Annotated in this window: 28 protein-coding genes, 2 tRNA genes and 1 other RNA gene; 22 read left to right on the top strand and 9 right to left on the bottom strand. The window is 58.9% G+C overall.

What is annotated here, in order from left to right; genetic code table 11:
- Positions 1-179: 179 nt before the first annotated feature.
- From P8X48_09490 to tadA, 9 genes are all read left to right on the top strand, one after another.
- Positions 180-926 (top strand): hypothetical protein, encoded by a 747-nt coding sequence (locus P8X48_09490; protein ID MEJ2107544.1) that lies wholly within the window; start codon positions 180-182, stop codon positions 924-926.
- Between the two features lie 231 nt (positions 927-1157).
- Entirely contained in the window at positions 1158-1814 is a 657-nt protein-coding gene (locus P8X48_09495; GenBank protein ID MEJ2107545.1) for a sulfotransferase family 2 domain-containing protein, read from the top strand.
- Positions 1815-2279: 465 nt separating this feature from the next.
- Positions 2280-3116 carry a hypothetical protein gene (locus tag P8X48_09500; GenBank protein ID MEJ2107546.1) on the top strand — a complete coding sequence of 279 codons (837 nt, stop codon included), beginning with the start codon at positions 2280-2282 and terminating at the stop codon, positions 3114-3116.
- 40 nt (positions 3117-3156) lie between these two features.
- Positions 3157-3639 carry an adenylyl-sulfate reductase subunit beta gene (gene aprB / locus P8X48_09505; protein ID MEJ2107547.1) on the top strand — a complete coding sequence of 161 codons (483 nt, stop codon included), beginning with the start codon at positions 3157-3159 and terminating at the stop codon, positions 3637-3639.
- Positions 3639-5522: an adenylyl-sulfate reductase subunit alpha gene (gene aprA, locus P8X48_09510; protein ID MEJ2107548.1), complete on the top strand. Its 1884-nt coding sequence runs from the start codon at positions 3639-3641 to the stop codon at positions 5520-5522. Before aprB ends, aprA begins: the two co-directional genes overlap by 1 nt.
- 158 nt (positions 5523-5680) lie before the next feature.
- Positions 5681-6031 carry a hypothetical protein gene (locus tag P8X48_09515; protein ID MEJ2107549.1) on the top strand — a complete coding sequence of 117 codons (351 nt, stop codon included), beginning with the start codon at positions 5681-5683 and terminating at the stop codon, positions 6029-6031.
- A gap of 60 nt (positions 6032-6091) precedes the next feature.
- Positions 6092-6622: a hypothetical protein gene (locus P8X48_09520; protein MEJ2107550.1), complete on the top strand. Its 531-nt coding sequence runs from the start codon at positions 6092-6094 to the stop codon at positions 6620-6622.
- Between the two features lie 54 nt (positions 6623-6676).
- Positions 6677-6835: a hypothetical protein gene (locus P8X48_09525; GenBank protein ID MEJ2107551.1), complete on the top strand. Its 159-nt coding sequence runs from the start codon at positions 6677-6679 to the stop codon at positions 6833-6835.
- Positions 6836-7059: 224 nt separating this feature from the next.
- A complete protein-coding gene (tadA, locus tag P8X48_09530) occupies positions 7060-7527 on the top strand; it encodes a tRNA adenosine(34) deaminase TadA (GenBank protein MEJ2107552.1) in 468 nt (155 codons plus the stop codon).
- Between the two features lie 7 nt (positions 7528-7534).
- Here the strand turns inward: tadA and mltF are convergent, their stop codons facing one another.
- On the bottom strand, positions 7535-8929 hold the full coding sequence (gene mltF, locus P8X48_09535) for a membrane-bound lytic murein transglycosylase MltF (GenBank protein ID MEJ2107553.1): 1395 nt from the start codon (positions 8927-8929) through the stop codon (positions 7535-7537).
- 53 nt (positions 8930-8982) lie between these two features.
- Between mltF and P8X48_09540 the strand changes: the two genes are divergently transcribed.
- The 12 genes from P8X48_09540 (at position 8983) to P8X48_09595 (ending at position 18946) form a co-directional block, all read left to right on the top strand.
- A tRNA-Ser gene (locus P8X48_09540) sits at positions 8983-9071 on the top strand.
- A gap of 170 nt (positions 9072-9241) precedes the next feature.
- A complete protein-coding gene (locus P8X48_09545; GenBank protein MEJ2107554.1) occupies positions 9242-10303 on the top strand; it encodes a cyclic nucleotide-binding domain-containing protein in 1062 nt (353 codons plus the stop codon).
- A 68-nt stretch (positions 10304-10371) separates the two neighbouring features.
- A tRNA-Ser gene (locus P8X48_09550) sits at positions 10372-10459 on the top strand.
- Positions 10460-11011: 552 nt separating this feature from the next.
- Positions 11012-12013: a phosphate ABC transporter substrate-binding protein PstS gene (gene pstS / locus P8X48_09555; protein ID MEJ2107555.1), complete on the top strand. Its 1002-nt coding sequence runs from the start codon at positions 11012-11014 to the stop codon at positions 12011-12013.
- 61 nt (positions 12014-12074) lie between these two features.
- Positions 12075-13043 carry a phosphate ABC transporter permease subunit PstC gene (pstC, locus tag P8X48_09560; GenBank protein ID MEJ2107556.1) on the top strand — a complete coding sequence of 323 codons (969 nt, stop codon included), beginning with the start codon at positions 12075-12077 and terminating at the stop codon, positions 13041-13043.
- A gap of 10 nt (positions 13044-13053) precedes the next feature.
- Complete coding sequence (gene pstA, locus P8X48_09565) at positions 13054-13902, top strand: phosphate ABC transporter permease PstA (protein ID MEJ2107557.1); 849 nt, start codon at positions 13054-13056, stop codon at positions 13900-13902.
- A gap of 55 nt (positions 13903-13957) precedes the next feature.
- Positions 13958-14797, top strand: a complete 840-nt coding sequence (gene pstB / locus P8X48_09570) for a phosphate ABC transporter ATP-binding protein PstB (protein MEJ2107558.1) — start codon at positions 13958-13960, stop codon at positions 14795-14797.
- A gap of 109 nt (positions 14798-14906) precedes the next feature.
- An RNA gene (gene ffs / locus P8X48_09575) (signal recognition particle sRNA small type) lies at positions 14907-15004 on the top strand.
- A gap of 65 nt (positions 15005-15069) precedes the next feature.
- Complete coding sequence (dnaX, locus tag P8X48_09580; GenBank protein MEJ2107559.1) at positions 15070-16692, top strand: DNA polymerase III subunit gamma/tau; 1623 nt, start codon at positions 15070-15072, stop codon at positions 16690-16692.
- Between the two features lie 16 nt (positions 16693-16708).
- On the top strand, positions 16709-17029 hold the full coding sequence (locus tag P8X48_09585) for a YbaB/EbfC family nucleoid-associated protein (protein MEJ2107560.1): 321 nt from the start codon (positions 16709-16711) through the stop codon (positions 17027-17029).
- 4 nt (positions 17030-17033) lie between these two features.
- Positions 17034-17630, top strand: a complete 597-nt coding sequence (gene recR, locus P8X48_09590) for a recombination mediator RecR (protein MEJ2107561.1) — start codon at positions 17034-17036, stop codon at positions 17628-17630.
- A 116-nt stretch (positions 17631-17746) separates the two neighbouring features.
- Entirely contained in the window at positions 17747-18946 is a 1200-nt protein-coding gene (locus P8X48_09595; GenBank protein MEJ2107562.1) for an ammonium transporter, read from the top strand.
- Between the two features lie 95 nt (positions 18947-19041).
- Here the strand turns inward: P8X48_09595 and moaB are convergent, their stop codons facing one another.
- Genes moaB through P8X48_09635 form a run of 8 tightly spaced genes read right to left on the bottom strand, consistent with a single transcriptional unit; the run spans position 19042 to position 25452 of the window.
- On the bottom strand, positions 19042-19596 hold the full coding sequence (gene moaB, locus P8X48_09600) for a molybdenum cofactor biosynthesis protein B (GenBank protein MEJ2107563.1): 555 nt from the start codon (positions 19594-19596) through the stop codon (positions 19042-19044).
- 23 nt (positions 19597-19619) lie between these two features.
- Complete coding sequence (locus P8X48_09605) at positions 19620-20891, bottom strand: molybdopterin molybdotransferase MoeA (GenBank protein ID MEJ2107564.1); 1272 nt, start codon at positions 20889-20891, stop codon at positions 19620-19622.
- A gap of 18 nt (positions 20892-20909) precedes the next feature.
- Positions 20910-21455, bottom strand: coding sequence for a molybdopterin-guanine dinucleotide biosynthesis protein B (mobB, locus tag P8X48_09610; protein MEJ2107565.1), 546 nt, complete (start codon positions 21453-21455; stop codon positions 20910-20912).
- Positions 21446-21916: an NTP transferase domain-containing protein gene (locus P8X48_09615; protein ID MEJ2107566.1), complete on the bottom strand. Its 471-nt coding sequence runs from the start codon at positions 21914-21916 to the stop codon at positions 21446-21448. Before P8X48_09615 ends, mobB begins: the two co-directional genes overlap by 10 nt.
- Positions 21913-23136 carry a putative sulfate/molybdate transporter gene (locus P8X48_09620; protein MEJ2107567.1) on the bottom strand — a complete coding sequence of 408 codons (1224 nt, stop codon included), beginning with the start codon at positions 23134-23136 and terminating at the stop codon, positions 21913-21915. The genes P8X48_09615 and P8X48_09620 overlap by 4 nt, the downstream gene beginning before the upstream one ends.
- A complete protein-coding gene (locus P8X48_09625) occupies positions 23123-23899 on the bottom strand; it encodes an ABC transporter ATP-binding protein (GenBank protein ID MEJ2107568.1) in 777 nt (258 codons plus the stop codon). Before P8X48_09625 ends, P8X48_09620 begins: the two co-directional genes overlap by 14 nt.
- On the bottom strand, positions 23896-24594 hold the full coding sequence (locus P8X48_09630; protein MEJ2107569.1) for an ABC transporter permease: 699 nt from the start codon (positions 24592-24594) through the stop codon (positions 23896-23898). The genes P8X48_09625 and P8X48_09630 overlap by 4 nt, the downstream gene beginning before the upstream one ends.
- A gap of 15 nt (positions 24595-24609) precedes the next feature.
- Positions 24610-25452 carry a substrate-binding domain-containing protein gene (locus P8X48_09635; GenBank protein MEJ2107570.1) on the bottom strand — a complete coding sequence of 281 codons (843 nt, stop codon included), beginning with the start codon at positions 25450-25452 and terminating at the stop codon, positions 24610-24612.
- Between the two features lie 296 nt (positions 25453-25748).
- On the opposite strand from P8X48_09635, the gene P8X48_09640 reads away from it, so the two are divergent.
- On the top strand, positions 25749-26440 hold a 692-nt coding region (locus P8X48_09640), incomplete at its 3' end, for a response regulator (protein ID MEJ2107571.1).

Genomic DNA, 26440 nt, shown 5'->3' on the forward strand with positions numbered 1-26440 from the left:
GCCTTGCGCGCGGTCGAGACTGTGGACTTCATGACCGCCAACTGGGCCCATCTTCCGTATGAGATCCTGGACGCAATCTCCCGGCGCATCATTAACGAAGTACGCGGAATCAGCCGCGTAGTCTACGATATGTCCGGCAAGCCACCGGCCACCATCGAGTGGGAATAGGAAGCGGGGCAATGGTGAAGATGGTTCGCCGATTGCTGGGCAACACGCGAAAGTCCGATTCGGCAGAACCGCTCTTCTTGATCTACCAGATGGGCAAGGTCGGGTCTTTGACGATCGAGAAGAGTCTGACGGACAGCGGTTTCCGTCATGTAGTACATACGCACAAGCACAACAAGGCACGAAAACTGCTCAGATGGAACTGGTCCCGCAGGAAGGTCGTGGTGATTACCGGTTTTCGGGAACCTTTGCGCAGATGCATTTCCGCATACTTTCAGAACTTCTCCAAACCTCCAAGCAAGTGGTGGTACATTGGCGAAACGGAGGCCGTGCTCGGAAAATCTGTTGACTGGCTGATTGACGATTTCAACAGGAAGGCACCGCCTCATGTTGATGCCGTAGTACGGCCCTGGTTGAACAATTTCATGGAGACCTTTCATTTGCAGTCCTCAGACTTCCGGCAGGTGAAGAATCATTGGAAGGCAGAAAGAAGGAACATTGAAGTATTTGTCTACAAATTGGAGACGATGCAAGATTTCCTGGAAGACATGGGTGCGGAGCCGATTTTCAGGAATGTTTCCTTCACGAGACAGAATGATGCCTCGGAGAAATGGTCTGGAAAACTTTATGCGGACTTCGTGAAGGCATATAGAATAACGAGGCCGGACTATGAAAGAGTCTTCGGGAATATCGATTACGTGGACATTTTCTATGACAGGGACGAGGTTCACAAACTGATCTCCGGCATGCTATTGGATTGACGCCAGCGCATGGATTACTCCGGGTATTTTCTTTTGGATAACGGTTGCCCTGGACCAGGTAAAGCCAACAGCGGTAGCGGAAGTCCGGGACAGGCTGCTTTACTCGGGCAAATCGGAGAGCAGGTCCCCAGAAGGCTTTTCCTGGAAACCCGGCGGCTTGATCGAAATCTTGCTGCGGGTGATTGTCTATATGCGGACCAGGCATCAGGGACCGATGAGATTGGGTGAACGATGATTTCAATCCAGAAACGATTTCTTTTTGTGCATGTTCCCAAGACCGGGGGCAACAGCATTCAAAACATTCTGAGCACCTACTCGGAAGACGCCATCGTTTCAGTATCGGAGCATCAGGATGGGCTGGAGCGGTTTGAGTTGCGCAACAGCCGGTACGAGACGTCCAAGCACTCGAAGCTGTCGAAGTACAAGAGGGTTCTGGATGCGAGCTTGTACAATTCCCTGTTCAAGTTTGCGACAATCAGGAATCCGTGGGATCGCATGATTTCGCTCTATTTCTCGCCGCATAGAGGTGTGACGGAGTGGAACCGGGCGGAATTCCTGAAACTCGTGAACAAGGTTCCAACCCTCCGTCGCTATGTCTGTGAAAAATCCTTGACCCAGAGTCTTCTCGGGAAGTTCGGATTGCCGAATGGGAAGGGCCGCAGAGCTCTTGATGCCGATGTTGATGTCCTGATGAGATTCGAACACCTGGAGGAAGATTTCAGGAAGGTGTGTACAAGACTGGAAATCCCGTTTTCTCCTCTGCCGAAGAGAAACGCTTCGATTCGGGAACACTATTCGAAGTACTACGACGAGGAATTGAAGCTGCTCGTTCAGGAAAAGTTTCGGGAAGAGATCGAGTTTGGAGACTATCGATTCGACGATGTCTAGGGCATTTCGTTCATGGCCGGCCCGATCGGGGAGGCGGGCGCGACACCCTGCATCCGCTGTCGACTGTAGACGGGTCAACCGCTTGAAGGGCGAATCGGCAATTGCCAATACGCCGACAGACTGATTGCTTGAGGCAACCGCACAATCGCCGGTCAAGGGCAAATTGTCATCTTCGGAACTCAGGGTGCAGCTGTCGAATAGACGCCTGCCGGGGTGCTATTAGCTGTATACGAGAATAAGAATCAATCGCATTGTACGCATGCGATGGCTCAAGCGTTTAACTGATTTCAACTGCAAAACTTGGGACTTCTAACGTTTTGAATGATAAATAAATTCAAATTTCATTAAGAACAATAATGCTCAGAAAAATATTCTTGATTAGTAATACCAATAGGAATAAATGACATTACTGCCCCTTAGATACGACCCGTTAAGAAAAATGCCCAGCGAGGAGTGCTAATTAAAATGTTTACAACCAATCCCTTCAGTGAACTTTCCCAGTTCATTCCACCCCTGGCTATGCAACTGTACGTCATCGCGATGATCGTGCTGGTTGTCGTTGGCACTCTCCTCGACATGGCGCACAAAGGCAGCGCCAAGTATTTCTTTGAAAATGCAAAGAAGCAGGAGAAGGAAGCCAAGCGCAGCGTTGGCAGCGTTGAAAAGGCCGGGCTTGCGGTCTCCACAATTGTGAACGAAGTGCTGACCTCGTCCGAGTTCAAGCGGACGCAGCGCAGAATCTCCCATCTGTTCACCATGTATGGCTTTTCGATCTTCGTGCTCAGCACCGCGGTTCTGATCTTCGGCCACGCGGAGGAAGCCCATGCGGGTATCTGGCCTTTGCTCTGGCACCTGGGTGCGCTGTCGCTCTGCTTCGGTGGTTACTGGTTCTGGTTATTTATCCGCGTGGATGTCTCTGCTGAAGGAGTGCCGTGGTATCGTTTCACCCGTGGCGACATTTTTATTGTCTCCATGCTGGCCACCTGCACCTTCGCCCTGATCTGGTCTGCGACCCAGGGCGGCGCGATCGGTTGGCTGTTCTTCACCCTGTTCGTAGCCTCCAGCACCACGCTGTTCAGCACGGTATTGTGGTCCAAGTTCGCGCACATGTTTTTCAAGCCAGCCGCGGCCTACCAGAAGAAGCTGACCCGGGCCGATGGTTCGCGCGAGAATCTGCCGGCGATCTACGATCTGACGGATCCTGCCGTACACGCGAAGTTCCCGGATGTCCCTGAATACATGGGCAAGAATCCGCCCTACATGGGTAAGGGAATCAAGCGCGAAGCGCCGCGCCACTACTAATACAGAATTCACCGAATAAAGAGAAAGAGAGAGGAATCCTATGCCTACTTTCGTATATATGACCCGCTGCGACGGCTGCGGACAGTGCGTGGACATTTGTCCTTCGGACATCATGCACATCGACACCGTCACGCGTCGTGCCTACAACCTCGAGCCCAACATGTGCTGGGAGTGCTACTCCTGCGTCAAGGCCTGCCCGCATTACGCGATTGACGTGCGCGGTTATGCCGACTTCGCACCACTGGGGCACAGCGTGCGTGTGGACCGCAATGAGGAAAAGGGTGTCATTGCCTGGCGCATCAAGTTCCGCAACGGCAAGAAAGACATGGACCTGCTGGCACCCATCACGACCAAGCCGTGGGGCAAGTTCATCCCGCAATTGCGCGATGTTTCCGGTCCTACTCAGGCGCAGCGCGACAGCCAGCTCCTGTATAACGAACCCAAATACATTCGCCTCGATGACGGTGATATTCATACTCTCGAGTCCAATGGACTGAAAATGAAAGCAGGGGTGTACTACTAATGGGACACAAAACAATCGTTGAAGACAATATCGACATCCTGGTCTGTGGAGCAGGCCTGGGTGGTACCGGTGCTGCTTTTGAAGCCAGATACTGGGGCCAGAACAAGAAGATCGTGATCGCCGAAAAGGCGAACATCGACCGTTCCGGCGCGGTGGCGCAGGGCCTGTACGCGATCAACTGCTACATGGGCACCCGTTTCGGTGAGAACAATCCGGAAGACCATGTGCGGTATGCACGTATCGACCTGATGGGCATGGTTCGCGAAGACCTGCTGTTCGATATGGCGCGTCACGTTGACTCTGCCGTGCACCAGTTCGAAGAATGGGGCATGCCGATCATGCGCGACCCCAAGAAAGGCTCATATCTGCGTGAAGGTCGCTGGCAGATCATGATCCACGGTGAGTCCTACAAGCCGCTCGTAGCAGAAGCCGCGAAGAAATCGGCGGACAAGGTATTCAACCGTATCTGCGTCACCCATCTGTTGATGGATGAAAGCAAGCCGAACCGTGTTGCCGGCGCCGTGGGTTTCAATGTGCGTACTGGTGACTACCACGTGTTCAAGTCCAAGGCGGTTATCGTCGCCGCGGGCGGCGCGTCCAACATCTTCAAGCCGCGTTCCGTGGGCGAAGGTGCGGGTCGTGTGTGGTATGCGCCGTGGTCCTCGGGCTCGGCCTATGGCCTGCTGATCGAAGCCGGCGCCAAGATGACCCAGATGGAAAACCGTATCGTGCTGGCCCGCTTCAAGGACGGTTACGGTCCGGTGGGCGCCTACTTCCTGCATCTCCATACCTATACGCAGAATGCGTACGGCGAAGAGTACGAATCCAAGTGGTTCCCCGAGCTGCAGAAGATGGTAGGCAAGGAGTATCTGGACCCGGAGGCTTCGCACAGAACCCATCGTCCGATTCCGACCTGTTTGCGTAATCATGCGTTGATCAACGAGGTCAATGCCGGTCGCGGTCCGATCCACATGGTCACCATGGAAGCCTTCCAGGACCCGCATCTGGAAGAGATTGGTTGGCACAACTTCCTCGGCATGACCGTCGGTCAGGCCGTGCTGTGGGCGGCCACCGATGTGGATCCGAAGAACGAAAACCCGGAACTGACAACGTCCGAACCCTATGTCATGGGTTCTCACGCGACTGGTTGTGGTGCCTGGTGCTCGGGGCCTGAGGATGTGTCTCCGCCAGAGTACTTCTGGGGCTACAACCGTATGACCTCGGTCGAGGGCCTGTTTGGCGCCGGTGACGCAGTCGGCGGTACGCCGCACGCGTTCTCGTCCGGATCCTTCACCGAGGGTCGTATCGCCGCCAAGGCTGCCTGCAAGTACATCGACGACGGCAAGGCCGAAGGTATCCGTGTTACCGACAAGCAGATCCGGGATCGCGAGGAAGAGATCTTCAAGCCGATGTCGCATTACAAGACCTACCGGAATGAGATCACCGCCGGCTCGGTCAACCCGAACTATCACAACCCGCGCCAGGCCCTGGATCGCCTGCAGAAGCTGATGGACGAATATGGTGGCGGTGCGTCGGTCAACTACATGACCAACGACAAGCTGCTGAATATCGGGCTCAAGAAGCTCAAGATCATGGAAGAGGATCTGGAGAAGATTGCGGCCGCGGATATCCACGAGCTGTTGCGGGCCTGGGAGGTGAAGCATCGCCACCGCACCTCCGAGTGCGTGCTGCAGCATACCTTGTTCCGCAAGGAAACCCGTTGGCCCGGCTACTACTACCGTGGTGACGCCATGAAGCTGGACGACGAGAACTGGCATGTATTGACTGTTTCTCGCCGCGATCCGGAGACGGGTGAATACACCATGGAGAAGGCGCCTTGCTATCACCTCGTTACTGAAGAGGAAGAGAAGAAGGCAAGCTAACGCCTGATCACTTAACCTAAACCTGAAAGAGATCAACAGAGTTCTTGTTGATCTCTTTTCAGGTTTTAGGGTTCTGTATCTGGTTTGACCGGATCCTTGCTATGAGAGAGGTTGACTGCGTGGACCAACAAGCAGCGAAGCAAAGTGAAAGCTCGACAATGAATATTATTGATCGCACGGACGAGGAACTCGCCGAGATCGCCCATCCCATGTGGGATGATCTGATCAAGTATTCCAACAAGGGGCAATACGGGAAATTTGTAAGAAGGTTTTCCTACAATCTCCTGTTCGGCCTGAATGAGGTCGAGATGGGCAAGCAATTCGCAAAAAGCGAGTTGACGCGCAGTCTGGACCCGAATTACGACTTCCTGGGTTTTATCCGTCGCGGTGAGCACGTCTCATGTCTTTACCGTGTCCGGAGCACCAAGAAGGAAGGCGAATGGCTGGGTCGTATGGTGATCGGCTATGAAGAAGGCGAAGTCAGGATTTTCGCCGCATCGGTCTTTTAGTCGACAATGCAGCCAGGAACCCAAGATTCCAATGAGTCGGCTATCGACAGAGATCAAGCGATGAGTGAATCGATCAAGAATGTGATTGCGGCCAACAAGTACGTTGAGCTCAAATACAAGGTGATCGACGTGAAGACGGACAGCGTCCTCACTGAAGTAGAGTACCCCATCGGTTACGTTCATGGTGTCAACGAAATTCTGGCACCGGCGGTGATGGCCGAACTGGAAGGAAAGAGCGAAGGCGAGACCATCGAAGTTCAGATCGACTGCAACAAGCTGTACGGTCCCAGGGACGAGTCCCTGGTCATCGTGGAAAACATCAATAACGTGCCAGAGGAATACCGAGAGGTCGGCACGGCGATCCTGATGGAGAATGACAAGGGACAGACCAAGACCTTCCTGGTGACTCACGTTGGTGGCGATGTCATCACCATCGATGGCAATAACCCGCTGTGCGGCAGGGAGGTGTTGTTCCGGCTGGAGATCCTGCTCGTCCGGGATGCTACTGAGGAAGAGATTGAGCATGGTGGCAAGGTAGAGGAAGGACCGGAGATTGACATGGACGCTTCCAATGTCGTGCCCATCAAATGATTTAGTGGATAGTTGTGATTGTTCTCATGGTTATAATTGAAAAAGAGGTGATTTATGAGCGAACAAAAAACCAGACCCGAAGTGCCTGAGGGGCATGCCCGTTTTGTGAAAACCAAGCAGAAAGCGGCGAACGAAAAGGGTTTTGTTGGCTATGAAACGACCTGGGAACCGTTTCAGAAAGTGGCTGAATACGTCACTCCCAAGAAGCCCTAAGGCAGCAGGCCGCGCGAACCGGATGTTCGCGTGGCCTTCCACCCGCAGGATCTGGGGCGATCGCATTGGTCCGCTCCAGCGGAACGTGATCAACAGCCTCTGATTGCGATCAACGGCCGCATCGGAACGGAATAGCTGGCAATGGCGGCCCGGCGACTGGACGCCCGCAAACCGTTGTTTGGAAAGCAAGTGTTTAGCATGCCCGCCAAGGTCGTGTGACGAACGTGAACCCCCCCACACGCGAAGACTGGATGCGCCGCGCACTCGAGCTGGCGCATCGGGCGCGAGAGGCGGGCGAAGTTCCGGTGGGCGCGGTCCTCGTACAGGAAGACAAGGTACTGGGCGAAGGTTGGAACCAGCCCATTGGCCTCAATGACCCGACCGCCCATGCCGAGATCCAGGCCCTGCGTGCGGCCACCGCTCGAATCGGCAACTATCGCCTGCCATGCAATTCAATTCTCTACGTGACCCTTGAGCCTTGCCCCATGTGTGCCGGCGCCCTGGTGCACGCGCGAGTAGGGGAGGTGGTCTATGGTGCCGCAGACCCTCGCGCTGGTGCCGCCGGCAGCGTGTTCAATATTCTCGAATCGCCGTTCCTGAACCACCGGGCCCGAGTTACGGGCGGGGTGCTGGAGAGCGAATGCGGCGATCTGCTGAGAGAATTTTTCCGCGCCCGGCGTCCCCAGGCATAGGCGGCTACTAGATGGCGGGCGCGACCAGGTCGATGGCGTAATTCCGTCGCAGATCCCGCTCTTTCTGTTGCAGCTTCACCAGAATCTCGTAGTAGCGGCGAATGCGTCCCACGAAATCCACAGGCTCCCAGCCGCGGGCATAGCCGGCGCTGGCGTGCTTGTAGTACTGCGGCTTCGCAAGTAGCGGCAGGCGTTGTTTTACCGCGTTCCACTTGTCCGGATTCGCGCCCTGTTGCGCTGTGAGTTTGCGGGCGTCGAGCAGGTGGCGATAGCCCACATTGTACGATGCCAGCGCCATCCAGGTGCGGTCCGGCTCGGTGATGGATTGCGGCAGTTTATCGATCATGGACCGCAGGTAGGTTGCACCGCCCTCGATGGCCTGTTCGGCATCGAGGCGGTCCGCCACGCCAAGTTGTTTGGCGGTGACATCGGTCAACATCATCATTCCTTCCACCCCGGTGGGCGAGATCGCCTGCGGATTCCAATAGGACTCCTGATACGAGATCGCCGCCAGCAGCCGCCAGTCAATGTCGTGGCGTTCGCCGGAACGCTGGAACATCGAGCGATAAAGCGGGAGCTGGTCGCGAATGCGTAGCTGGTACAGGGTGATATTGAAGTAGTTTGATTGCGCGGCACCATAGTAGCGTTCCAGCAAGACCTTGATCTCGCCAGATCGGCGCAGGTGGCGCTGGAAGTGCACCGCCGCATCATAGAGGCTGTCGTCGTCACTGAGCGGGAAGGCCCAGGCAAGGCTCTCCGGGTGTTGGATCTCGAAGCCCACATGCAGATCCGGATAGAGTATCCGGTTTGCGTCGACAATGTTGGAATCCGCGATGGTATAGGCCAGGGTTCCATCCGCGACCATTTGCAGCAAATCCTCCACGCCAAGTTTCGTCGATTCCGTCCAGGCGAGTTGGGGATACTTCTTCTGCAGTTCGGCCAGGCGGTCGGCATAGGTGGTGCCGGCGGGAACCACGATTTGCGAGCCGACCAGATCCGAGATCTTGCGAGGCCGCTTGGTCCCGGAGCGGTAAACAACCTGTTGCCGGATGTGCTGATATGGGGGCGCAAAACGAACGATCTTCTTTCTCTCTTTTGTGATCGAAAGACCGGCCGCTGCCATGTCGGCCTCGTTGTTGGCTAGCATTCTCAGGATTTCCGAAAAATGGTCCGGCACGACCATGCGCAGTTTTACGCCCAGGTGGTCGGCGAAAGCCTTCGCCATGTCGTATTCAACTCCGAGGTAGCCGTCCGGGCCCTCATAATAGGTCGTCGAACTGTTGCGGGTGAGAACCACAAGCTCCCCGGATTGCTTGACCGCCTGCAGTTTGTTGGCCGGCCTGGGTTCACATCCGGAAAGGGCCACACTGAAGCCAAGCAGCGCCAACAGGGCCAGACGCATCGAAAAACGCGGCTTGTCGCGGCCGCGGTCAGCACGTAAAGTATGCGCCCCCTGGAGAGGTGCCGGAGCGGTTGAACGGGACGGACTCGAAATCCGTTGTACCTTCTGGGTACCCAGGGTTCGAATCCCTGCCTCTCCGCCAATTTGGGCAAAGCACCAGGCCGAGCCGGGCCCGCGCCCGGGCGCCGGACTCTTGGCTAATGCCCTGACGAACAACAGGCCGAATGTTCCAATTTCTTGTCCTGTGCGCACCCCGTAACCCCCGGCAACATCAACGCCCGTTTAGTTATAGAATAATCGAAAATCGGCGCCATGACCGGAATCCCAGAAACACCCATGATTGACAAGGCCTTACTGCAGAACCTGATCCCGCTCAACACCCTGACCGACGGGAATCTGGAGGTCCTCGTGGAGCATGCGCGGACGGAATCCGTGGCCGCCGGGACAGTGCTGTTTCGGCACGGAGACGTGGACGAATCGGTCTACTATCTGCTCGAGGGCGAGATCGTACTGAAGGCGGCAGACCGAAAGGAAAGGCGCATTATCGCGGGCAGCGAGGATGCCCGCTACGCCCTGGCTCGATTGAAGCCTCGACAGAGCACCGGTACCGTGGCCACGCAATCGACCATACTGAGCTTTGGGGACGAGGTGCTGGATCGGCTGCTTACCTGGGATCAGGTTGGCGGAATCGAGGTGGTGGAACTGGACGCCGACGAGGACGGCGACTGGATGATGCAGGTGTTGCGCAATCCGATCTTCGAGCGGCTACCTGCCGCTAACGCGACCCGCATGCTGGAATGTCTGGAGCCGGTGCCGGTCCGGGCGGGACAGGTCATCATTCGCCAAGGCGAGCCGGGCGACTACTACTACCTGGTTCGCGAAGGCAATTGCAGTGTTTCGCAGAAAGGGCCTGACGGCAAAGTGGCAATCGTCAACCAGCTCGGACCGGGGGACCAGTTTGGCGAGGAAGCCCTGATTTCCAATGCGCCGCGCAATGCGACCATCGTAATGAAGACCGATGCCTTGCTGATGCGCCTCGCCAAGAAGGATTTTCTGGAGCTGCTCGAGCCGCCTCTGCTGAACTGGGCCACTGCCCGGCAGGTGAAATCCCGGCTTACGGCCGGGGCAGTGCTGCTGGATGTGCGAACGCCCGACGAGTTCGCTCGCGGTGCGGTCAAGACCAGCCGCAATGTACCGCTCAAGCGCATTCATGCGGCCCTGGAGTCGCTGGATCCGACCGGTCGCTATGTCGTGTGCTGCGATACCGGGCGCCGCAGCGCCGTCGCGGCATTCCTGTTGAGCCAGCACGGATTCAATGTCACGGCCCTGAAAGACGGCCTGGTCGGGCTGCAGACGGCGCGGAACCGGGGCTAGACCGCCGCCATTGCCACGCCAGCCCCCGTGGTTTACCCTTCCGCCCCCGCGCCGGGTCGCGGAATTCCGGAGAGGTGTCCGAGTGGTCGAAGGAGCACGCCTGGAAAGTGTGTATACGGCAACGTATCGAGGGTTCGAATCCCTCCCTCTCCGCCACACAAAGAAAAAGGGGGTCCTTGGGACCCCCTTTTTCTTTATTCGGAATCGGGATTCGAGCCCGAGGAAATCATAGGGCCGGTTCGACCAGCCGCGGAGCGGCGCAGAACGCCGGCGCTCTGCGACGGCGCCCCGAAGGGCGAGGCCGCAGGCCGAGTAATCCCTCCCTCTCCGCCAACAAGCCAGAATGGGGACCACAAGGTCCCCATTTTCTATTTGTCTTCAGCGGAGGAGGGGTTCGAGCCCCGGTCGTTGGCAAAACCGGGTTTCGGGGGTCCCATGCCATTCCCAGAATCAACTTCAATAGGTGAGTCTATCCAACTGTTTTTCATTACAAACAGTTTACGATTGTGTGACCACCCCCGCGAATGTCACAGAAAGTTCATATGCCGTATACTCGCGCGGACAAGAACTGCAATCTATTTGTAACAAATGCAAGGCAGACTAGCGCGCACCTCGGTAGGGGATTGTCGTGAAACCGGAGGGTTTTGCGGCGCGAGAGAAAATTCCGACGCCGAGACCAACGTTGTCCAATATTACAGGAGCAAAGCTATGTCGAGCCTTTTCCATCGTACCCTGATCGGTGTCGTGGCCGCGGTCATTCTGGCGCCGAGCATCGCGGGTGCCGCCGGGGTCACGGAAATTTCCGGTGCCGGCGCCACCTTCCCCTATCCCGTATACGCCAAGTGGGCCGAGAAGTATCACAACCTGCACGGTGTGAAGATGAACTATCAGTCCATTGGTTCCGGTGGCGGCATCAAGCAGATCAAGGCCAAGACTGTTGATTTCGGTGCTTCTGATGCCCCGCTCAAGGCCGAAGAACTGGATTCCGCCGGCCTGATGCAGTTCCCCATGGTTATGGGTGGTGTGGTTCCGGTTGTGAATCTGCCCGGCGTTCCCCATGGCAAGATGAAACTGAGTGGCCAGGTGCTGGCTGACATCTTCCTGGGCAAGATCAAGAACTGGAACGACAGCCGCATCGCCGCCCTGAACTCCGGCATCAAGCTTCCGGATACCCGGATCGCCGTGATCCATCGTGCCGATGGTTCCGGTACCACCTGGATCTACACCAACTACCTGTCGAAGGTCAGTGACGAGTGGAAGAGCAAGGTCGGCAACAACAAGTCCGTTGCCTGGCCGACGGGTTTTGGCGGCATGGGCAACGAAGGTGTTGCTTCCTATGTGCGTCGCATCAAGGGCGCGATCGGCTACGTCGAGTATGCCTATGCGCTGCAGAACAAGATGAACTACGCCCTGCTGAAGAACCGCGCCGGTCACTATGTTGCGCCGACCAGCAAGAACTTCCAGGCCGCGGCCGCAGGCGCTGATTGGGCCCATGCCAAGGGGTTCTACATGGTGCTGACCGATCAGCCGGGTGCCAACAGCTGGCCGATCACCGGTGCGACCTTCATCCTGGTTTACAAGACCCAGGCCAAGCCAGCTACCGGCAAGGCCGTGCTTAGACGTGGAGCAGGGAAATCAAGAGCGAGAGCGGTTCGCCGGTCTGGCAGTAAGAAGCTAGCAGAACAAAGTATCGGAAGGATCCGGCCGTAGGGAGGGGCAGTGCCCCTCCCGTCGGTGTTTCTGGAACTCGTTATAGGTAGATGTTGATCTGATGGATGGCGTAAAAGGCTTAGCAAAGACGCGCATGCTTCCGACCGACTGGTCAGATCGCCTGTTCCGGGGGACGACGCGCTTCTTCGCCTACTTCGTGTTGCTCATTGTCGTTGCCATTCTCATGTCCCTGATCATCGGGGCCTGGCCGGCGCTCAGCAAGTTCGGTTTTGGTTTTCTCGGAAGCAAGCAATGGAACCCGGTGACCGAGCAATTCGGCGCCGCGGTCGCGATCTTCGGTACCCTGGTAACGTCAGCGATTGCCCTGATCATTGCAATCCCGGTCAGTTTCGGCATCGCAGTCTTTATTACAGAGTTGGCGCCGACCTGGATGAAGCGGCCGGTTGGTACGGCCATCGAACTACTGGCGGCGATTCCCAGCATCATCTACGGCATGTGGGGCCTGTTTGTTTTTGTTCCGGTGTTCTCGGAACATGTGCAGCCCTGGATGACGGATCACCTCTCATGGATTCCGTTCCTGGGTGCATTGGTGGACGGCCCCCCCATGGGGATCGGAATTTTTACTGCGGGTCTGATTCTCGCGGTGATGATCCTGCCATTCATTACTGCGGTCATGCGGGATGTGTTCGAGATCGTTCCGTCGGTATTGAAGGAGTCGGCCTACGGTCTGGGCGCTACCACCTGGGAGGTCGTGCGCAGTGTGGTCTTGCCTTACACGAAGGTCGGTGTAGTCGGCGGAATCATGCTCGGCCTAGGCCGCGCTCTGGGGGAAACCATGGCCGTTACCTTTGTTATCGGAAATGCACATGAAATAAGCAGTTCCCTGTTCATGCCCGGCAATACAATTTCATCCACTCTGGCGAACGAGTTTACTGAAGCGGTGGGTGAGACCTATACAGCGTCGCTCATCGCCCTCGGTCTTGTGTTGTTTCTGATTACCTTCATCGTCCTCGCCCTGGCCAAGCTGCTGTTGCTACGTCTGACCGCTCGGGAAGGCAAGGGCACATGAGGTCTCCGTCATGCTGACTCTCTATTCGCGCCGCAAGGTCATGAACAGCTTCTGGCTCGTGATGTCGGTTCTTGCAACCGCCTTTGGGTTGTTTTGGCTGGCGTGGTTGTTGTGGACCCTGCTGAGCAACGGGTTTCAATGGCTTGCCTGGAGCCTTTTCACACAGACCACCCCACCTCCCGGAAGCGCGGGCGGACTCGCGAACGCCATTGTCGGAAGCCTGGTCATGACTGCCGTGGGCATGCTGATCGGGGCACCGGTGGGGGTATTGGCTGGGACCTTCCTGAGCGAGTTCGGGCGCCAGTCGCGTGCGGCGCCGGTTATCCGTTTCGTTAGCGATATTCTGCTGAGCGCACCTTCCATCGTGATAGGCGTATTCGTTTATACGATCATTGTGCTTCAGACCGGGCATTTCTCCGGCTGGGCCGGCGCCGTAGCCTTGGCGCTGATCGCCATTCCCGTTGTGCTTCGTACGACCGAGGATATGTTGCGCCTGGTCCCGGACAGCACCCGTGAAGCGGCCGCTGCCCTGGGCGCGCCCCAATGGAAGGTGGTGGTATTGATTGTCTATCGCGCAGCTCGTGGAGGGATCGTAACCGGCGTGCTGTTGGCAGTGGCGCGTATTAGCGGTGAAACCGCGCCCCTGTTGTTCACCGCGCTAAACAACCAGTTCTGGAGCTCCAGTCTGAATCGGCCGGTTGCCAACCTGCCGGTGGTAATCTTTCAGTTTGCCATGAGCCCCTATGACGACTGGCAGCATCTGGCCTGGGCCGGTGCCCTGTTGATTACCGGGGGCATTCTGGTGCTCAATATCGTAGCCCGTATGATTCAGGGCACCGGAAAACGGGCGCGCTACTGACGCGAGTGAAGGTAAATCCGAACAGCCATCAAAGTTTGCCGATGAAACTCTGACCATGTCTACCAATCCCGAATCCAACCAGAACCAGAATAGTTCGAATTCGACCGTCCCGGAACTGAGCAGTCATCCGGTCGGAAAGTTTCCCGCCAAGATCTCGGTGCGGAATCTGAACTTCTTCTATGGTCGGCACCAGGCCCTGCACGATATCACGCTCGACGTACCCGAAAATCAGGTGACGGCATTCATTGGTCCCTCGGGTTGTGGAAAGTCAACATTGCTCCGCTGTTTCAATCGCGTGTATGAGATGTACCCGGGACATAAGGCGGAGGGTCAGATCCTTTTGGACGGGAACGATGTTCTCGCGCGGCCGATGGATCTCAACCGGCTTCGCGCCAAGGTCGGCATGGTGTTCCAGAAGCCGACACCGTTCCCCATGAGCATCTACGACAATATCGCCTTCGGCGTGCGCATGCACGAGCGCCTGGGTCGGTCGGCAATGCATGATCGCGTGGAATGGGCGCTGCGCAAGGCGGCCCTGTGGGACGAGGTCAAGGACAAACTGCGGGATAGCGGTACCGCCTTGTCCGGTGGACAGCAGCAGCGTCTGTGTATTGCACGGGGCATTGCAGTCAAACCGGAAGTGTTGCTGCTGGACGAACCGGCCTCGGCCCTGGATCCGATCTCCACGCTCAAGATCGAAGAGCTGATCAACGAGCTGAAATCGGACTACACGATCGTGATTGTCACCCACAACATGCAGCAGGCGGCCCGCATCTCCGACTACACGGCCTTCCTGTATCTGGGCAAGCTGATCGAGTACGACGACACCAACGTCATTTTTACGACGCCGCGCCACAAGGAAACGGAAGACTACATTACCGGCCGCTACGGCTAGCGGGCCTGGCACGGATCCCCGGTTCAACGCTTTTTCCCGGAATTTGTAATGATTTTCGGGGCCTCGCCCGCGCGTGGTAGACTCCGGTTCCAAGTCTTATGGCGGTGAAGACCGGTCCCCCCGGCGGCGACGGGTTGTGAACCCGGTCAGGTCCGGAAGGAAGCAGCCGCAGCAGCGCGCTCGGGTGCCGGGGTCCGGCTGGTCGGATCCGCCACCATTTTCCACAGGAATACGGGACGAGGTCGCGTGCGACGTTCGTCCAGGGGTGATGCATGAGCTACCAGGTGTTGGCGCGCAAGTGGCGGCCGCGAAGGTTCGAGGACCTGGTGGGTCAGGAGCACGTGGTTCGCGCCCTGGTCAATGCCCTGGACCACGATCGCCTGCACCATGCCTTCCTGTTTACCGGCACGCGCGGCGTCGGCAAGACCACCATCGCCCGTATCCTCGCCAAGTCCCTGAATTGCGAGGAAGGTGTCAGCTCCAAACCGTGCGGCAAGTGTCAGGCCTGTGTCGAACTCGACGAGGGACGATTTGTTGATCTGATCGAGGTCGATGCCGCATCGCGTACCAAGGTCGACGATACCCGCGAACTCCTGGACAACGTGCAATACGCGCCTACCCGCGGCCGCTACAAGGTCTACCTCATCGATGAGGTACACATGCTTTCCGGGCACAGCTTCAATGCCCTGCTCAAGACCCTGGAAGAACCGCCACCCCATGTGAAGTTCCTGCTGGCGACCACCGATCCGCAGAAGCTGCCGGTGACGGTTCTGTCGCGCTGTCTGCAGTTCAATCTGGTCCGGTTGACGCCGGAACAGATCGAAAATCAGCTGGAGCACATCCTTGGGAAGGAGGGGATTGAGTTCGAGAAGCCGGCGCTGGCCCTGCTGGCGGAGGGTGCCGACGGCAGCATGCGCGACGGCCTTAGCCTGCTGGATCAGGCGATTGCCTTTGGTGGCGGTGCCGTGCGTGAGACGGAAGTGCGTGAAATGCTGGGCACCATCGATCAGGACGTCGTCTGGCGTCTGGTCCAGGGCCTGGCGGAAAATGATGCCCATCTGCTGATGGGCGCGGTCGATCACGTGGCCCGTCACGGTATGGACTTTCCATCCGTACTGGAACAGCTGCTGCTTGGCCTGCATCGCATCGCGCTGGCGCAGGCGGATGCGCGGCTGGTGGAGCCATTGCATGTGGATGTGCGCGAACGGGCACTGGCCTTTGCCGGCAAGATATCGCGCGAAGATGTACAGCTGTACTACCAGATCGGTCTGATCGGTCGTCGCGATTTGCCCCTGGCCCCCGATCCACGCAGCGGTCTGGAGATGGTTCTCTTGCGCATGCTCGCCTTCCGCCCGGACCAGACCGGTGCCGCGGTCGGGCAGGGTGCCACCACCCCGGAAAGTGTGCCGGCAAAAGAGCGGCAATCGGCGCAGCCTGCCGCGGCAACCACCGTGAAGAACACAGCGACCGAGAAGGGTTCGGAACCGCCGACGCCGGGGCCCGCACCGGCACAGGCCAGCCGCGGCAACTGGGCCGAGGTCGTTGCCGCTCTGGGCCTTACCGGCGTCAACGCGCAGCTTGCAAATAACACCGTGGTCGAATCGCTTGTGGGCGACAAACTGGTTCTTACGCTGGAGGAGTCTCTTGCGCAACTGCACAATCGCGAACGCGAGGCGGCGCTGAAGGAGGCACTACAGGTCTATTACGGCCGGCCGGTGCGACTGGAGTTGCGTGTCGGGACGCCGTCAACGGAAACCCCGGCAGCGGCGCGCACGCGCGAAGATGAAGAAAAGCAACAGGCGGCAGTCGCCGCGATCGAGTCTGATCCCAATGTGGCGGCGCTGAAGGAGCAGTTCAATGCCCGCGTCAGCCCGCAGTCCATACGACCCAAGTAAGGCGACAGGAGCAAAGATGAAAGGTGGTCTCGGAAACCTCATGCGCCAGGCACAGGCCATGCAGGAAAATCTGAAAAAGGCGCAGGAAGAACTGGCGTCAATCGAGGTAACCGGCAATGCCGGCGGTGGTATGGTCTCGGTGACCATGACGTGTCGGCACGATGTGCGCAAGATCACAATCGATCCGGAACTGATGGGTGATGATCACGAGGTGCTCGAGGATCTTGTGGCAGCGGCATTCAATGACGCCGCCCGCAAGGTGGACGAAGAGACTGCAAAGCGCATGTCGGGGATTGCCGGTGGGCTCGGGATTCCCGGGTTGAATCTTCCGTTCTGACTCCATGAGCGATTCGCCCGCGATCGAGGAACTGAAGCAGGCGCTGCGCCGTCTGCCAGGTGTCGGTCCGAAAAATGCTCAACGCATGGCCCTGCACCTGCTGCAGCGGGATCGCGAGGGAGCAAAGCGCCTCGCAGCCGCTCTGACCAACGCCCTCGAACGCGTGCGCCATTGTTCCCGCTGCAACAATCTCAGTGAAGAAGACCTGTGTGAGATCTGTCGCTCGCCGCGGCGTGATCGTTCTCTTCTTTGCGTAGTCGAATCCCCCGCCGACCTGATCTCGCTCGAGCAGTCGGGAGCATTCCCGGGGACCTATTTTGTCCTCATGGGCCACCTGTCACCACTGGACGGTATCGGGCCAGAAGAGCTGGGAATCCCGCGACTGGAAAAACTGCTGGACGAAGGCGAAGTAAAGGAACTCATCCTTGCAACGAACCTGACGGTGGAAGGCGAGGCGACTGCCCACTATCTGGCGGAACTGGCACAGGCACGGGGGATTCGCAGTTCCAGAATCGCGTACGGGGTGCCGGTGGGCGGTGAGCTCGAATACCTCGATAGCGGCACCCTGGCGCGTGCGGTGCAGGGGCGTCGCGACGTGTAGCACGTCATCAGTTTCACAGGCAATAAAAACAAGAGACGGAGTGCCCGGCGATCGCGGGGGCGCAACCGTTCAGTTCTGTTACCAGGCAACAATGAAAAAAATACAGGAGGAAATTCGTGGAAAACTACACGGGAGCGGACGTTCTGTTCATACTGGCCGGTGCCGTCATGGTGCTGGCCATGCATGCAGGCTTCGCGTTTCTGGAAGTCGGCACTGTGCGAAGAAAGAACCAGGTAAACGCCTTGATGAAGATCCTGACGGATTTCTCCGTCTCCACCTTCGTTTATTTTCTTGTTGGATACTGGATCGCCTATCGTGCAAATTTCTTTTCCGGAGCAGAGGTCCTGTCTGTGGACCATGGCTATGATCTCGTCAAGTTTTTCTTTCTGCTTACCTTCGCCGCGGCCGTACCCGCAATCGTATCCGGCGGTATTGCCGAGCGCGCGCGTTTCTATCCGCAGTTGATGGCCACTGCCGTCCTGGTTGGCCTGGTCTATCCGTTCTTCGAGGGGATTGCCTGGAACGACAACTTCGGACTGCAGCAGATTCTGCAGACACATTTCGGAGCAAGGTTTCATGACTTTGCCGGTTCAGTCGTAGTCCATGCAGTCGGCGGCTGGATCGCCCTGGCCGCGGTGCTGCTGCTGGGTGCGCGCACGGGCCGCTACGCAAAAAACGGACAGGCCCATGCCATTCCCCCCTCGAACATCCCGTTTCTCGCCCTGGGTTCCTGGACCCTGGCGGTGGGCTGGTTCGGATTCAATGTCATGAGTGCACAGAAACTCGATCACATCAGCGGCCTGGTGGCAGTCAACTCCCTCATGGCGATGACGGGTGGCGTGTTGGCCGCCGTCCTCGTCAGTCGTAGCGATCCGGGATTCGCCCATAACGGGGCGCTTGCGGGGCTGGTGGCAGTGTGCGCTGGATCGGATGTCATGCACCCCCTGGGTGCGGCCGTGGTCGGTGGCGTAGCTGGAGCCATGTTCGTGTTTGCATTCGAACTGTGTCAGTACCGGTGGAAGATTGACGATGTGCTTGGCGTTTGGCCGTTGCACGGTTTGTGTGGCGCCTGGGGCGGCATCGCTGCCGGGATCTTTGGTTCCACCGAGCTCGGTGGCCGTGGCGGGGTATCGATCCTGTCGCAGGTGGCGGGTACGCTCGGCGGGATCACCATCGCCCTGGTCGGCGGATTTGTTATCTATGGAGCGATCAAGGCGGTGATCGGTATCCGGCTGGACGCCGAGGACGAATACCTCGGTGCTGACCTCGCCTTGCACAATATTGCCGCCTACCCGGAAGAAGAGCTCAGGGCCTGACCCGGGAGAGCCTGGGGCCGGAACGACAGCTGGAGCTGCAACGCCAGCTGTAGCGAGTGCGGGAACTGATCGGGCAGCTGCGCGAGCCGCACCTGCTATTCGCGCAACCGCGGCATCTGTTCCACCAGATTGCATGGACGGGTTCGATAATCGAGTTGCGCCTCGATCAAATTGTCCCAACCCGTCTTGCATGCACCGGAGGAGCCCGGCAGACAAAACAAATAGGTACCGTTGGCGACTCCGGCAAGTGCGCGGGACTGCAGCGTGGATGTGCGGATCTCATCGTACGAGATGGCACGAAACATCTCGCCGAATCCTTCAATCACCTTGTCCAGCAAGGGTTGGACCGCTTCCGGGGTGCCGTCTCGCCCGGTCACGCCGGTGCCGCCGGTGGTAATGATGGCATGGATGCCCGGATCGGCAATCCATTGTGAAACGATCGCGCGAATACGGTACACGTCGTCCGGTACGATGCGCTTGTCCGCGAGGGTATGTCCGGTCTTGTCGAGGCGGCCGGCCAGCATCTGTCCGGAGCGGTCCGTCTCTTCGGTGCGGGTATCGGAAATCGTGAGCACGGCGATGCGAAGGGGAATGAACTCCCGTTTTTTTGCGGTAGGTACCGGTTCGGTGTGGGCGGTGGACGATTCCATGATTCAGTCCTCCTGTCTGGGTTTCACATGATTCCGAAAAACGGTTGCACGTCGACGCGGCTTCCGGCCTCGACATTGCCACTGTCGCGGGCAAGGACGATGAAGCAGTTTGCCTGGCCCATGGACCGGAGTACGCCCGAACCCTGGCTGCCGGTACTGCGTACCACAAGTTCCCCGTCGTCATCGGGTTCCAGTATGGCGCGCTGGTACTCCGTACGGCCGGGACGTTTGTTCAAGGGGGTGGTGCAGCGCGCGCGCAGGAATGCAGCGGGTCGCACATTCGTCTCGCCCATAAGTCGACGCAGGGCCGGGGCCGCGAACTGATAGAAGGTCACCATGACCGAGACCGGGTTCCCGGGCAGGCCGAAGAATCGCGCATCGCCGATTTGGCCGAAGGCCAGGGGTCGTCCCGGCTTCATGGCGATTTGCCAGAAACCGACCTGACCGAGCTTCTCCAGGGTTTCCTTGACGTAGTCGGCGGCACCCACCGAAACCCCTCCGGACGTGATGACCACATCGGCGCACGCGGCGGCCTCATGGAACGCACTCTCGATCGCGTCGCGGTTATCGGGCACCACGCCCATATCCACGGGGTCCGCACCCAGGCGCCGGAGCATCGCATACAGGGTATAGCGATTGCTGTCGTAGATCTGGCCCGGCGCGAGCCGCTGACCGACGGAGCGCAATTCGTCTCCGGTGGAGAAGAATGCAACCCGCGGCCGCCGGTGCACCGTCACTTCGGCGCGACCGATGGAGGCGAGCAGTCCCAGGGCCGGCGGGTGGATGCGGGCGCCGGACTCCAGGACGATGGCGCCCCGGCGCAGGTCCTCGCCGGCCAGCCGCACGTTGTCTCCCCGTTGGTGATCTTCGGCAACCCGTACTGCACTTGCCCCGGCATCGACCTGTTCCTGCATGACGACCGTGTCGGCCCCGTCAGGAAGGGGGCTCCCGGTCATCACCCGTACGCATTGACCCTTGCCTACGCGGCCTGTGAACGGGTGCCCCGCCAGGGTCGTGCCGATGAGCGCCAGTTCGGTGGTCCCGTCCTCCGACAGATCCGCGGCGCGCAGGGCGTATCCGTCCATGGCCGAGTTGGTGTGCGCCGGTACGTCGACCGGCGACACAACATCCTCGGCAAGGACCCGCTCGAGTGCTGCGCGAAGCGCAAGCCTTTCCGTGCCCCGGACGGGCACGCAGTCGTTCAGGATGTAGGCCTGCGCCTGCGCCACGGTAAGCGCCTGTTTGGCGTGGTCGCCGCCGCAGCCTGCCGGATCCGATAGGGCGGGTTTTGTCATGACAATCTCCTCCAGGGTTCAGCGTCCCGCCTGCGCCCGGTGCTGCGGCACGTTGGCGAAGTCAAAAAGGAAGTCGATGATCTCGTCTGCGTGGTTCAGATTGAGCACCGGAATATGGGTCACCGATGGCAGCGGCGTATCGCTTGCAACCGCAACGATGTTGTCATCTTCGAGGCACTGCAGGGGGCGATCCAGTGCCCTGCGGTACAGTTCGATCTTGGGAAACGGCTCGGCCTTGAAACCTTCGACCAGAATCAGGTCCAGCGCTCCGGTATCCAGCAGCGGCAGCAATTCCGCCAATCGAGGCTCCGTCGTCGATTCGCGCTCAATGATCAACGCGGAACGGCGCGACGAACCAACCAGCATTTGTGTCGCGCCCGCCTTGCGCAATTCGTAGCTGTCCTTGCCCGGCTGGTCGGTGTCGAAATCGTGATGCGCGTGCTTGACAACCCCGACCCGCAAGCCCCGTGCCCGCAACCGGGGAAGGAGCCGGACCAGCAACGTGGTCTTGCCGGTACCACTAGGGGCGGCGAAGCCCAATGACGGCGGTTGCTTCATGACCATGGCACGGACGCCTCCAGCTCGGTCCGCTCTTCGGGACTGTTCACGTTCTGGAACCATTGCGGCGTGTCGTCGAAGTTGGCGACGGCCAGGCGGTGGCGGTTGTACCAGCGATCGATCTTGCGTTCACCGGAATCCAGAAAGGCGAGGAGATCAGGCAGCAGGTCGCGGCGGATCAGGGCGAATACCGGGTGCATACGCTCACCGTCGTGGGCAACACTGATTTGCGCCTGCTCGTGCTCGAGTGCCCAATACAGGCGATGCACCAAACCGGAGCCAACGAGGGGGCAGGCATTGATGAGCAGGGCGCTGACATCGGTACGCAGGACCCGGAGCACACGTTCAACCATAGGTCGGCCCTGGAACGGCACCAGTCCTTTGTCGATACCGCCCATGCGCCGGCTGCGGCCGCCGGCGAGAATCACGCCGGTAATATGTTCTCGCGGAGAGGACGTTTCGTTCATGGTTTCCTCTCCGTGCGCCGCCGCCAGCTGCGCACCAGTTGGTCGGCAATCATGCCGGCGACGAAACCGGCAGCGACGTTCCACAGGACAAGGACCGCGGTGGCACCGATCACCCATCGCGTTGGAACATCCGCGGGTCGAATCGACGACCGTGCTCCCAGCACCAGTTGCATACCGGCAAGCAGCAGGATCACGCCCAGAATGGCTGATGGAAACATGCGAAACATCGTCTCGATGGAGGTGCTGAAACCAAGCGCGAGCACCAGCAGGATCGTGCCGAGGATTACCGGCGCACCTCCGGTGCGGGCACCAAAACGTACGTGGGCCGCCATCCCGCCGGCCCCGTGACACATGGGGATACCGCCGGTGAGTGCACTTCCGAGATTCATCACGCCTGTGGAAATCATGAGCTTCCCCTCGCTCACCATGCGTTCGGGGAACAAACGGTTGTTCTCGCGCGTAGTCGCAATGACCGCATTGCCCAGAGTCAACGGCAATTGCGGCAGCGCGAGCAGAACCGTGCCGGTGACCAGATCGGCCCAGGACATGCCGGGCAGCGATGACACCGGAAGGCGGAGTTGGGGATGAATGACGCGCAATTGGTTCGCGAGCTCCGGATTCTGGATCAATGCGACAATAAAACTGAAGACCAGCAGCAACAACATCGTCGGAATTGCCTGGAAGCGGAGTAGCGCCACCGTCAGCAGGAACGTCACGATACCAAGGAGCCAGCCGTTGGCGACCATGGTCAATCCGGTCCAGGCCAGACTGAGCCCGAGGCCGACCACAATCCCGATGGCAACACCGTCGCTGATCCACGCCCTCAGGCGTTTCGCAAAGCCGGTCAGGCCGAGAACGAGCCAGAGTGCCCCGGTCACCAGCCCCGCCGCGGCTACGGTATGTATGCTGACTGCCGCATGGGCGGACTGTGCCGCCGCCGCTGCGCCGATAGCCTTCATGGGTTGAACCGGAACCGGGGTACCGTAGTGCATGCCGGATGCGACCATGGCAACCCCAAAGACGAACAGGACAGCACACGGATCCATTCCCACCACGCTGATATAGCCGACAACAAAGGGAATCAGGGTGCCGAGATCGCCGAAGGCCCCGGCCCATTCGTGCCGATCGAATCGATTGGACCACTTGATCCAGGGTGTGCGCCGGTCGCGGCGCGGCTTGCGGGAAGCCGGCCGTATACCTGTTGGTTCAGCGACTTTCATCGCCAAGCCTCGCGTGCGAGAAGGTCAGGAAACCGGGGAACGTGCGTTCGCGAGCGCCTGAGCCGGTGGTCACGGGTTGCAGCGCCGCTGTCGGCGGCACCAGGCGACCGTTGTGCAGTTCGAGATGGTGATCGGCGATCCCTGCCAGCGGCAGGAGTTCGTGGCTGGTTACCACCATGCCGACGCCGTCAGATTTGATACGTTGAATGAGAAAACCGAGTCGACTGCGCGCATTCTCGTCCAGACCGCTGAACGGTTCATCCATTAACAACACCCGTGGCTTCAGGATCAGGGCGCGCGCCAGGGCGACTCGTTGCCTCTCACCCCCGGAGAGTTCGCGTGCGTTGCGTTTTGCGAGGTGGGCGAGGCCACCCCATTCGAGTGCTTGTTGCACGCGCTCGTCATCATTGGTGCGCACCTGCCCGAACCGGCGCAGCCCATAGCGGACATTGTCCGTGACCGATCGATCGAACAGATAGGCCTGCTGGTGCAGGTAGATCACGTCGCGGCAATAGTGGCGACGTGCCGCGGCCCACGGCAGGTGTCGGTTCCGGTAGACCACGCCGGCTCCATCGGGTGGCGCCAGACCGGCGATGATCTTGAGCAGGGTGGTCTTTCCTGCTCCGTTGGGTCCAGTCAGAAGCAGGCACGTGCCGGACCGGATTTCGAGTGTGTCAATATCGAGCAGGCATCGGCCACCGGGTAGGGTTTTTCGCACACCCAGCAGTTGCAGCAGGGGTACGGAGGTGGAGCAGCCGTTCATCGCATTTCCCCCCGACCCTGCAGGATGCCTAGGAACACGTTCAGGACAAGCGCCAACAGCAACAGCACCAGACCGAGGGCAATGCCCTGGGCAAATTCACCCTTGCTCGTTTGCAGTGCGATGGCGGTCGGGATGTTGCGTGTGAAATTTTCGATATTCCCGCCGACCATGATCGACGTGCCGACCTCGGTAACGATGCGGGCGAAAGCGGCGATCGTCACGGCAAGCAAGCCGAAGCGCAACTCGCCCATTACCGTCCACATTGCGCGCCAGGGGGGCGCGCCCAGGGTGCGCGCTGTCTCCCACGCACGGCGGTCCGCCCCGGCGAGCACGCCATGCGCCATGGGAACCATGAACAGGAACGCAATGACGATCTGGCCGATGACCATCGCGCTCTGGGTGAACAACAGATGCAGATCTCCCAGTACACCGCGTCGGGTCAAGAGCATGTAGACAAGCAGCCCCACAACGACCGTGGGGACGGACTGCAGGCTTTGCAGCACCGTGGTGATCGGCAGTCGTGCGGGAAATCGGGTGTAGGCGAGCAGGAAGGCCAGCACCAAAGCGAGCGGTGCCGCGACGAGGATCGCGCGCACCGAAACGCTGAACGAAACCCCGACAATGTTCCATAGCGCCCTGTCACCCGTGACCAGGAGGTGCAGGGCGCGAAGGCTGGCTTGTCCGAAGTCCTCCACGGCGATCCCGGGGCGCTAGTGGCTGGTCCTCTCTGCGACCTTGAGCGGAATGGCCGTCGGCACGAACAGTTCCTTGCCATGTACGCGGTACTGGCCGATCAGCCGCTGCCCCTGGACCGAAGTCATCCAGCCGATGAAGGCCATGGCACCCTTGTAGTTCACGTCGGGATAGTGCGCCGGATTGACCGCCATAATGTGATAGGGGTTGAACAGCAGCTTGTCTCCCTGTACCAGCACCCGCAAGCCAAGCTTGTCCTTCAGCGCAAGCCAGGTCCCGCGATCAACCAGGGTGTAGCCCTGCATTTCGTCTGTCATGAGCAACACCTTCCCCATGCCCTGTCCTGCTGCGCGATACCACGAGCCGTGGGGCGTGATGCCAATGTCCTTCCAGAAGATCTTTTCTTTCTTGTTGGTTCCCGAGTCGTCGCCACGGGACACGAAGGTCGATTTGCTGCGGGCAATCTTCTGAAAGGCCGCTTTCGCGTCCATCATGCCGCGAATTCCCGCAGGATCGTTTTTTGGGCCGACGATAACGAAATCGTTGTACATGACATATCGTCGATTGACGCCATTGTCACCGGCCATGAATTTTTCCTCCGCGGGCGGGGCATGGACCAGCAGGACATCGGCATCACCGTCCTTGCCCATGCGCAGCGCCTTTCCGGTACCCACGGCAATGACGTGTACGTCGTACCCGGTATTCTTCTGGAACGTTGGGAGAAGGTAATCCAACAGGCCGGAATTCTGTGTACTGGTCGTGGTCGACAGGCGCAGGACCCTGGAATCTGCATGGGCGGCGCCCCAAACCAGCATCAGGGGAAACATGCACAATACAAGTAACAGTCGCAGCTTGTTCATGGTTGGCTCCATACAAGTGTTATGGCCGGGTGAAGCTGCCCTATGCAATTCGGATGCCACGGAACGGGAGCACTCGACGCGACGAAACCTGCGCGGAAACCCTGCTGTTATCAATGCATTCATTGACAGCCGGGTCAAACTGACTCAACATGATTCAAGTTGTATCAGTTTGACGCATGACCTGTGCGGATGTGGTGGTCTTGCGGTGTTCTTTCGCACAAGCGATCGATCGATTCTTCCGGTATCGCTGGCGTCTTCCAGACAAAAAAACTGAACAAACTGAAGGAGCCTTTTCCATGGAACAGGCCATCAGTGCTCCTCTTCCCACCGACGCGAAATCTCGCGCCCCGGATCCTTCGGCCAGGCGACGGACAGCGATCCTGGTCGTAGACGACGAGCCCGGAATTCGCACGTTCTTGCAACGTGCCCTGGCGGAAAACTACGGTCTGGTGGAAACGGCCGACTCCATCGCGGCCGCCGAGGAACTCAGGCGTCGCTATCGCTTCGATCTCATGCTCGTGGACATACGGTTGCCCGATGGGTCGGGTCTGGAGTGGGTGGGTTCACTCCAGCGCGAGGAAGAGACACCGGATGTCATCTTCATCACCGCGTACGCCGATCTCGAATCCACGATCCAGGCGGTCCGGTACGGAGCCAGCGATTTCATTCTCAAACCCTTTCGCCTGGAGCAAATTATCGCTTCGATCGAGCGCTGGTTTGCCCACCGGGAGCTAGCGGAAAAGAACCAGGTATACCGCCAGCATATCGACGGGCTGGTCGATCGAATCTATGGGAACCGCGGATTGCTCGGGCAGAGCGCCGCGATCCGCCAATTGAATGAAACCATCGCCAGGGTTGCGCCGACGCCGAGCTCGATCCTGATTGAAGGGGAAACCGGCACCGGCAAGGAACTGGCTGCCTGGGCGATCCACCGCTTCAGCGGCCGGAATGAGGCCTTCGTCCCCATAAATTGCGCCGGTATCCCCGT

It is taken from the genome of Acidiferrobacteraceae bacterium (assembly GCA_037388825.1).
Lineage (GTDB): Bacteria > Pseudomonadota > Gammaproteobacteria > Acidiferrobacterales > JAJDNE01 > JARRJV01.

Coding starts and splice junctions, on each gene's coding strand:
- P8X48_09500 (MEJ2107546.1), top strand. CDS start 2,280: ATGTTTACAACCAATCCCTTCAGTGAACTTTCCCAGTTCATTCCACCC.
- P8X48_09515 (MEJ2107549.1), top strand. CDS start 5,681: ATGAATATTATTGATCGCACGGACGAGGAACTCGCCGAGATCGCCCAT.
- mltF (MEJ2107553.1), bottom strand. CDS start 8,929: ATGCGTCTGGCCCTGTTGGCGCTGCTTGGCTTCAGTGTGGCCCTTTCC.
- pstS (MEJ2107555.1), top strand. CDS start 11,012: ATGTCGAGCCTTTTCCATCGTACCCTGATCGGTGTCGTGGCCGCGGTC.
- aprB (MEJ2107547.1), top strand. CDS start 3,157: ATGCCTACTTTCGTATATATGACCCGCTGCGACGGCTGCGGACAGTGC.
- moaB (MEJ2107563.1), bottom strand. CDS start 19,596: ATGGAATCGTCCACCGCCCACACCGAACCGGTACCTACCGCAAAAAAA.
- pstA (MEJ2107557.1), top strand. CDS start 13,054: ATGCTGACTCTCTATTCGCGCCGCAAGGTCATGAACAGCTTCTGGCTC.
- P8X48_09605 (MEJ2107564.1), bottom strand. CDS start 20,891: ATGACAAAACCCGCCCTATCGGATCCGGCAGGCTGCGGCGGCGACCAC.
- aprA (MEJ2107548.1), top strand. CDS start 3,639: ATGGGACACAAAACAATCGTTGAAGACAATATCGACATCCTGGTCTGT.
- P8X48_09620 (MEJ2107567.1), bottom strand. CDS start 23,136: ATGAAAGTCGCTGAACCAACAGGTATACGGCCGGCTTCCCGCAAGCCG.
- recR (MEJ2107561.1), top strand. CDS start 17,034: ATGAGCGATTCGCCCGCGATCGAGGAACTGAAGCAGGCGCTGCGCCGT.
- P8X48_09585 (MEJ2107560.1), top strand. CDS start 16,709: ATGAAAGGTGGTCTCGGAAACCTCATGCGCCAGGCACAGGCCATGCAG.
- pstB (MEJ2107558.1), top strand. CDS start 13,958: ATGTCTACCAATCCCGAATCCAACCAGAACCAGAATAGTTCGAATTCG.
- mobB (MEJ2107565.1), bottom strand. CDS start 21,455: ATGGTCATGAAGCAACCGCCGTCATTGGGCTTCGCCGCCCCTAGTGGT.
- P8X48_09520 (MEJ2107550.1), top strand. CDS start 6,092: ATGAGTGAATCGATCAAGAATGTGATTGCGGCCAACAAGTACGTTGAG.
- P8X48_09635 (MEJ2107570.1), bottom strand. CDS start 25,452: ATGAACAAGCTGCGACTGTTACTTGTATTGTGCATGTTTCCCCTGATG.
- P8X48_09525 (MEJ2107551.1), top strand. CDS start 6,677: ATGAGCGAACAAAAAACCAGACCCGAAGTGCCTGAGGGGCATGCCCGT.
- pstC (MEJ2107556.1), top strand. CDS start 12,075: ATGGATGGCGTAAAAGGCTTAGCAAAGACGCGCATGCTTCCGACCGAC.
- P8X48_09625 (MEJ2107568.1), bottom strand. CDS start 23,899: ATGAACGGCTGCTCCACCTCCGTACCCCTGCTGCAACTGCTGGGTGTG.
- P8X48_09545 (MEJ2107554.1), top strand. CDS start 9,242: ATGACCGGAATCCCAGAAACACCCATGATTGACAAGGCCTTACTGCAG.
- P8X48_09495 (MEJ2107545.1), top strand. CDS start 1,158: ATGATTTCAATCCAGAAACGATTTCTTTTTGTGCATGTTCCCAAGACC.
- P8X48_09615 (MEJ2107566.1), bottom strand. CDS start 21,916: ATGAACGAAACGTCCTCTCCGCGAGAACATATTACCGGCGTGATTCTC.
- dnaX (MEJ2107559.1), top strand. CDS start 15,070: ATGAGCTACCAGGTGTTGGCGCGCAAGTGGCGGCCGCGAAGGTTCGAG.
- P8X48_09490 (MEJ2107544.1), top strand. CDS start 180: ATGGTGAAGATGGTTCGCCGATTGCTGGGCAACACGCGAAAGTCCGAT.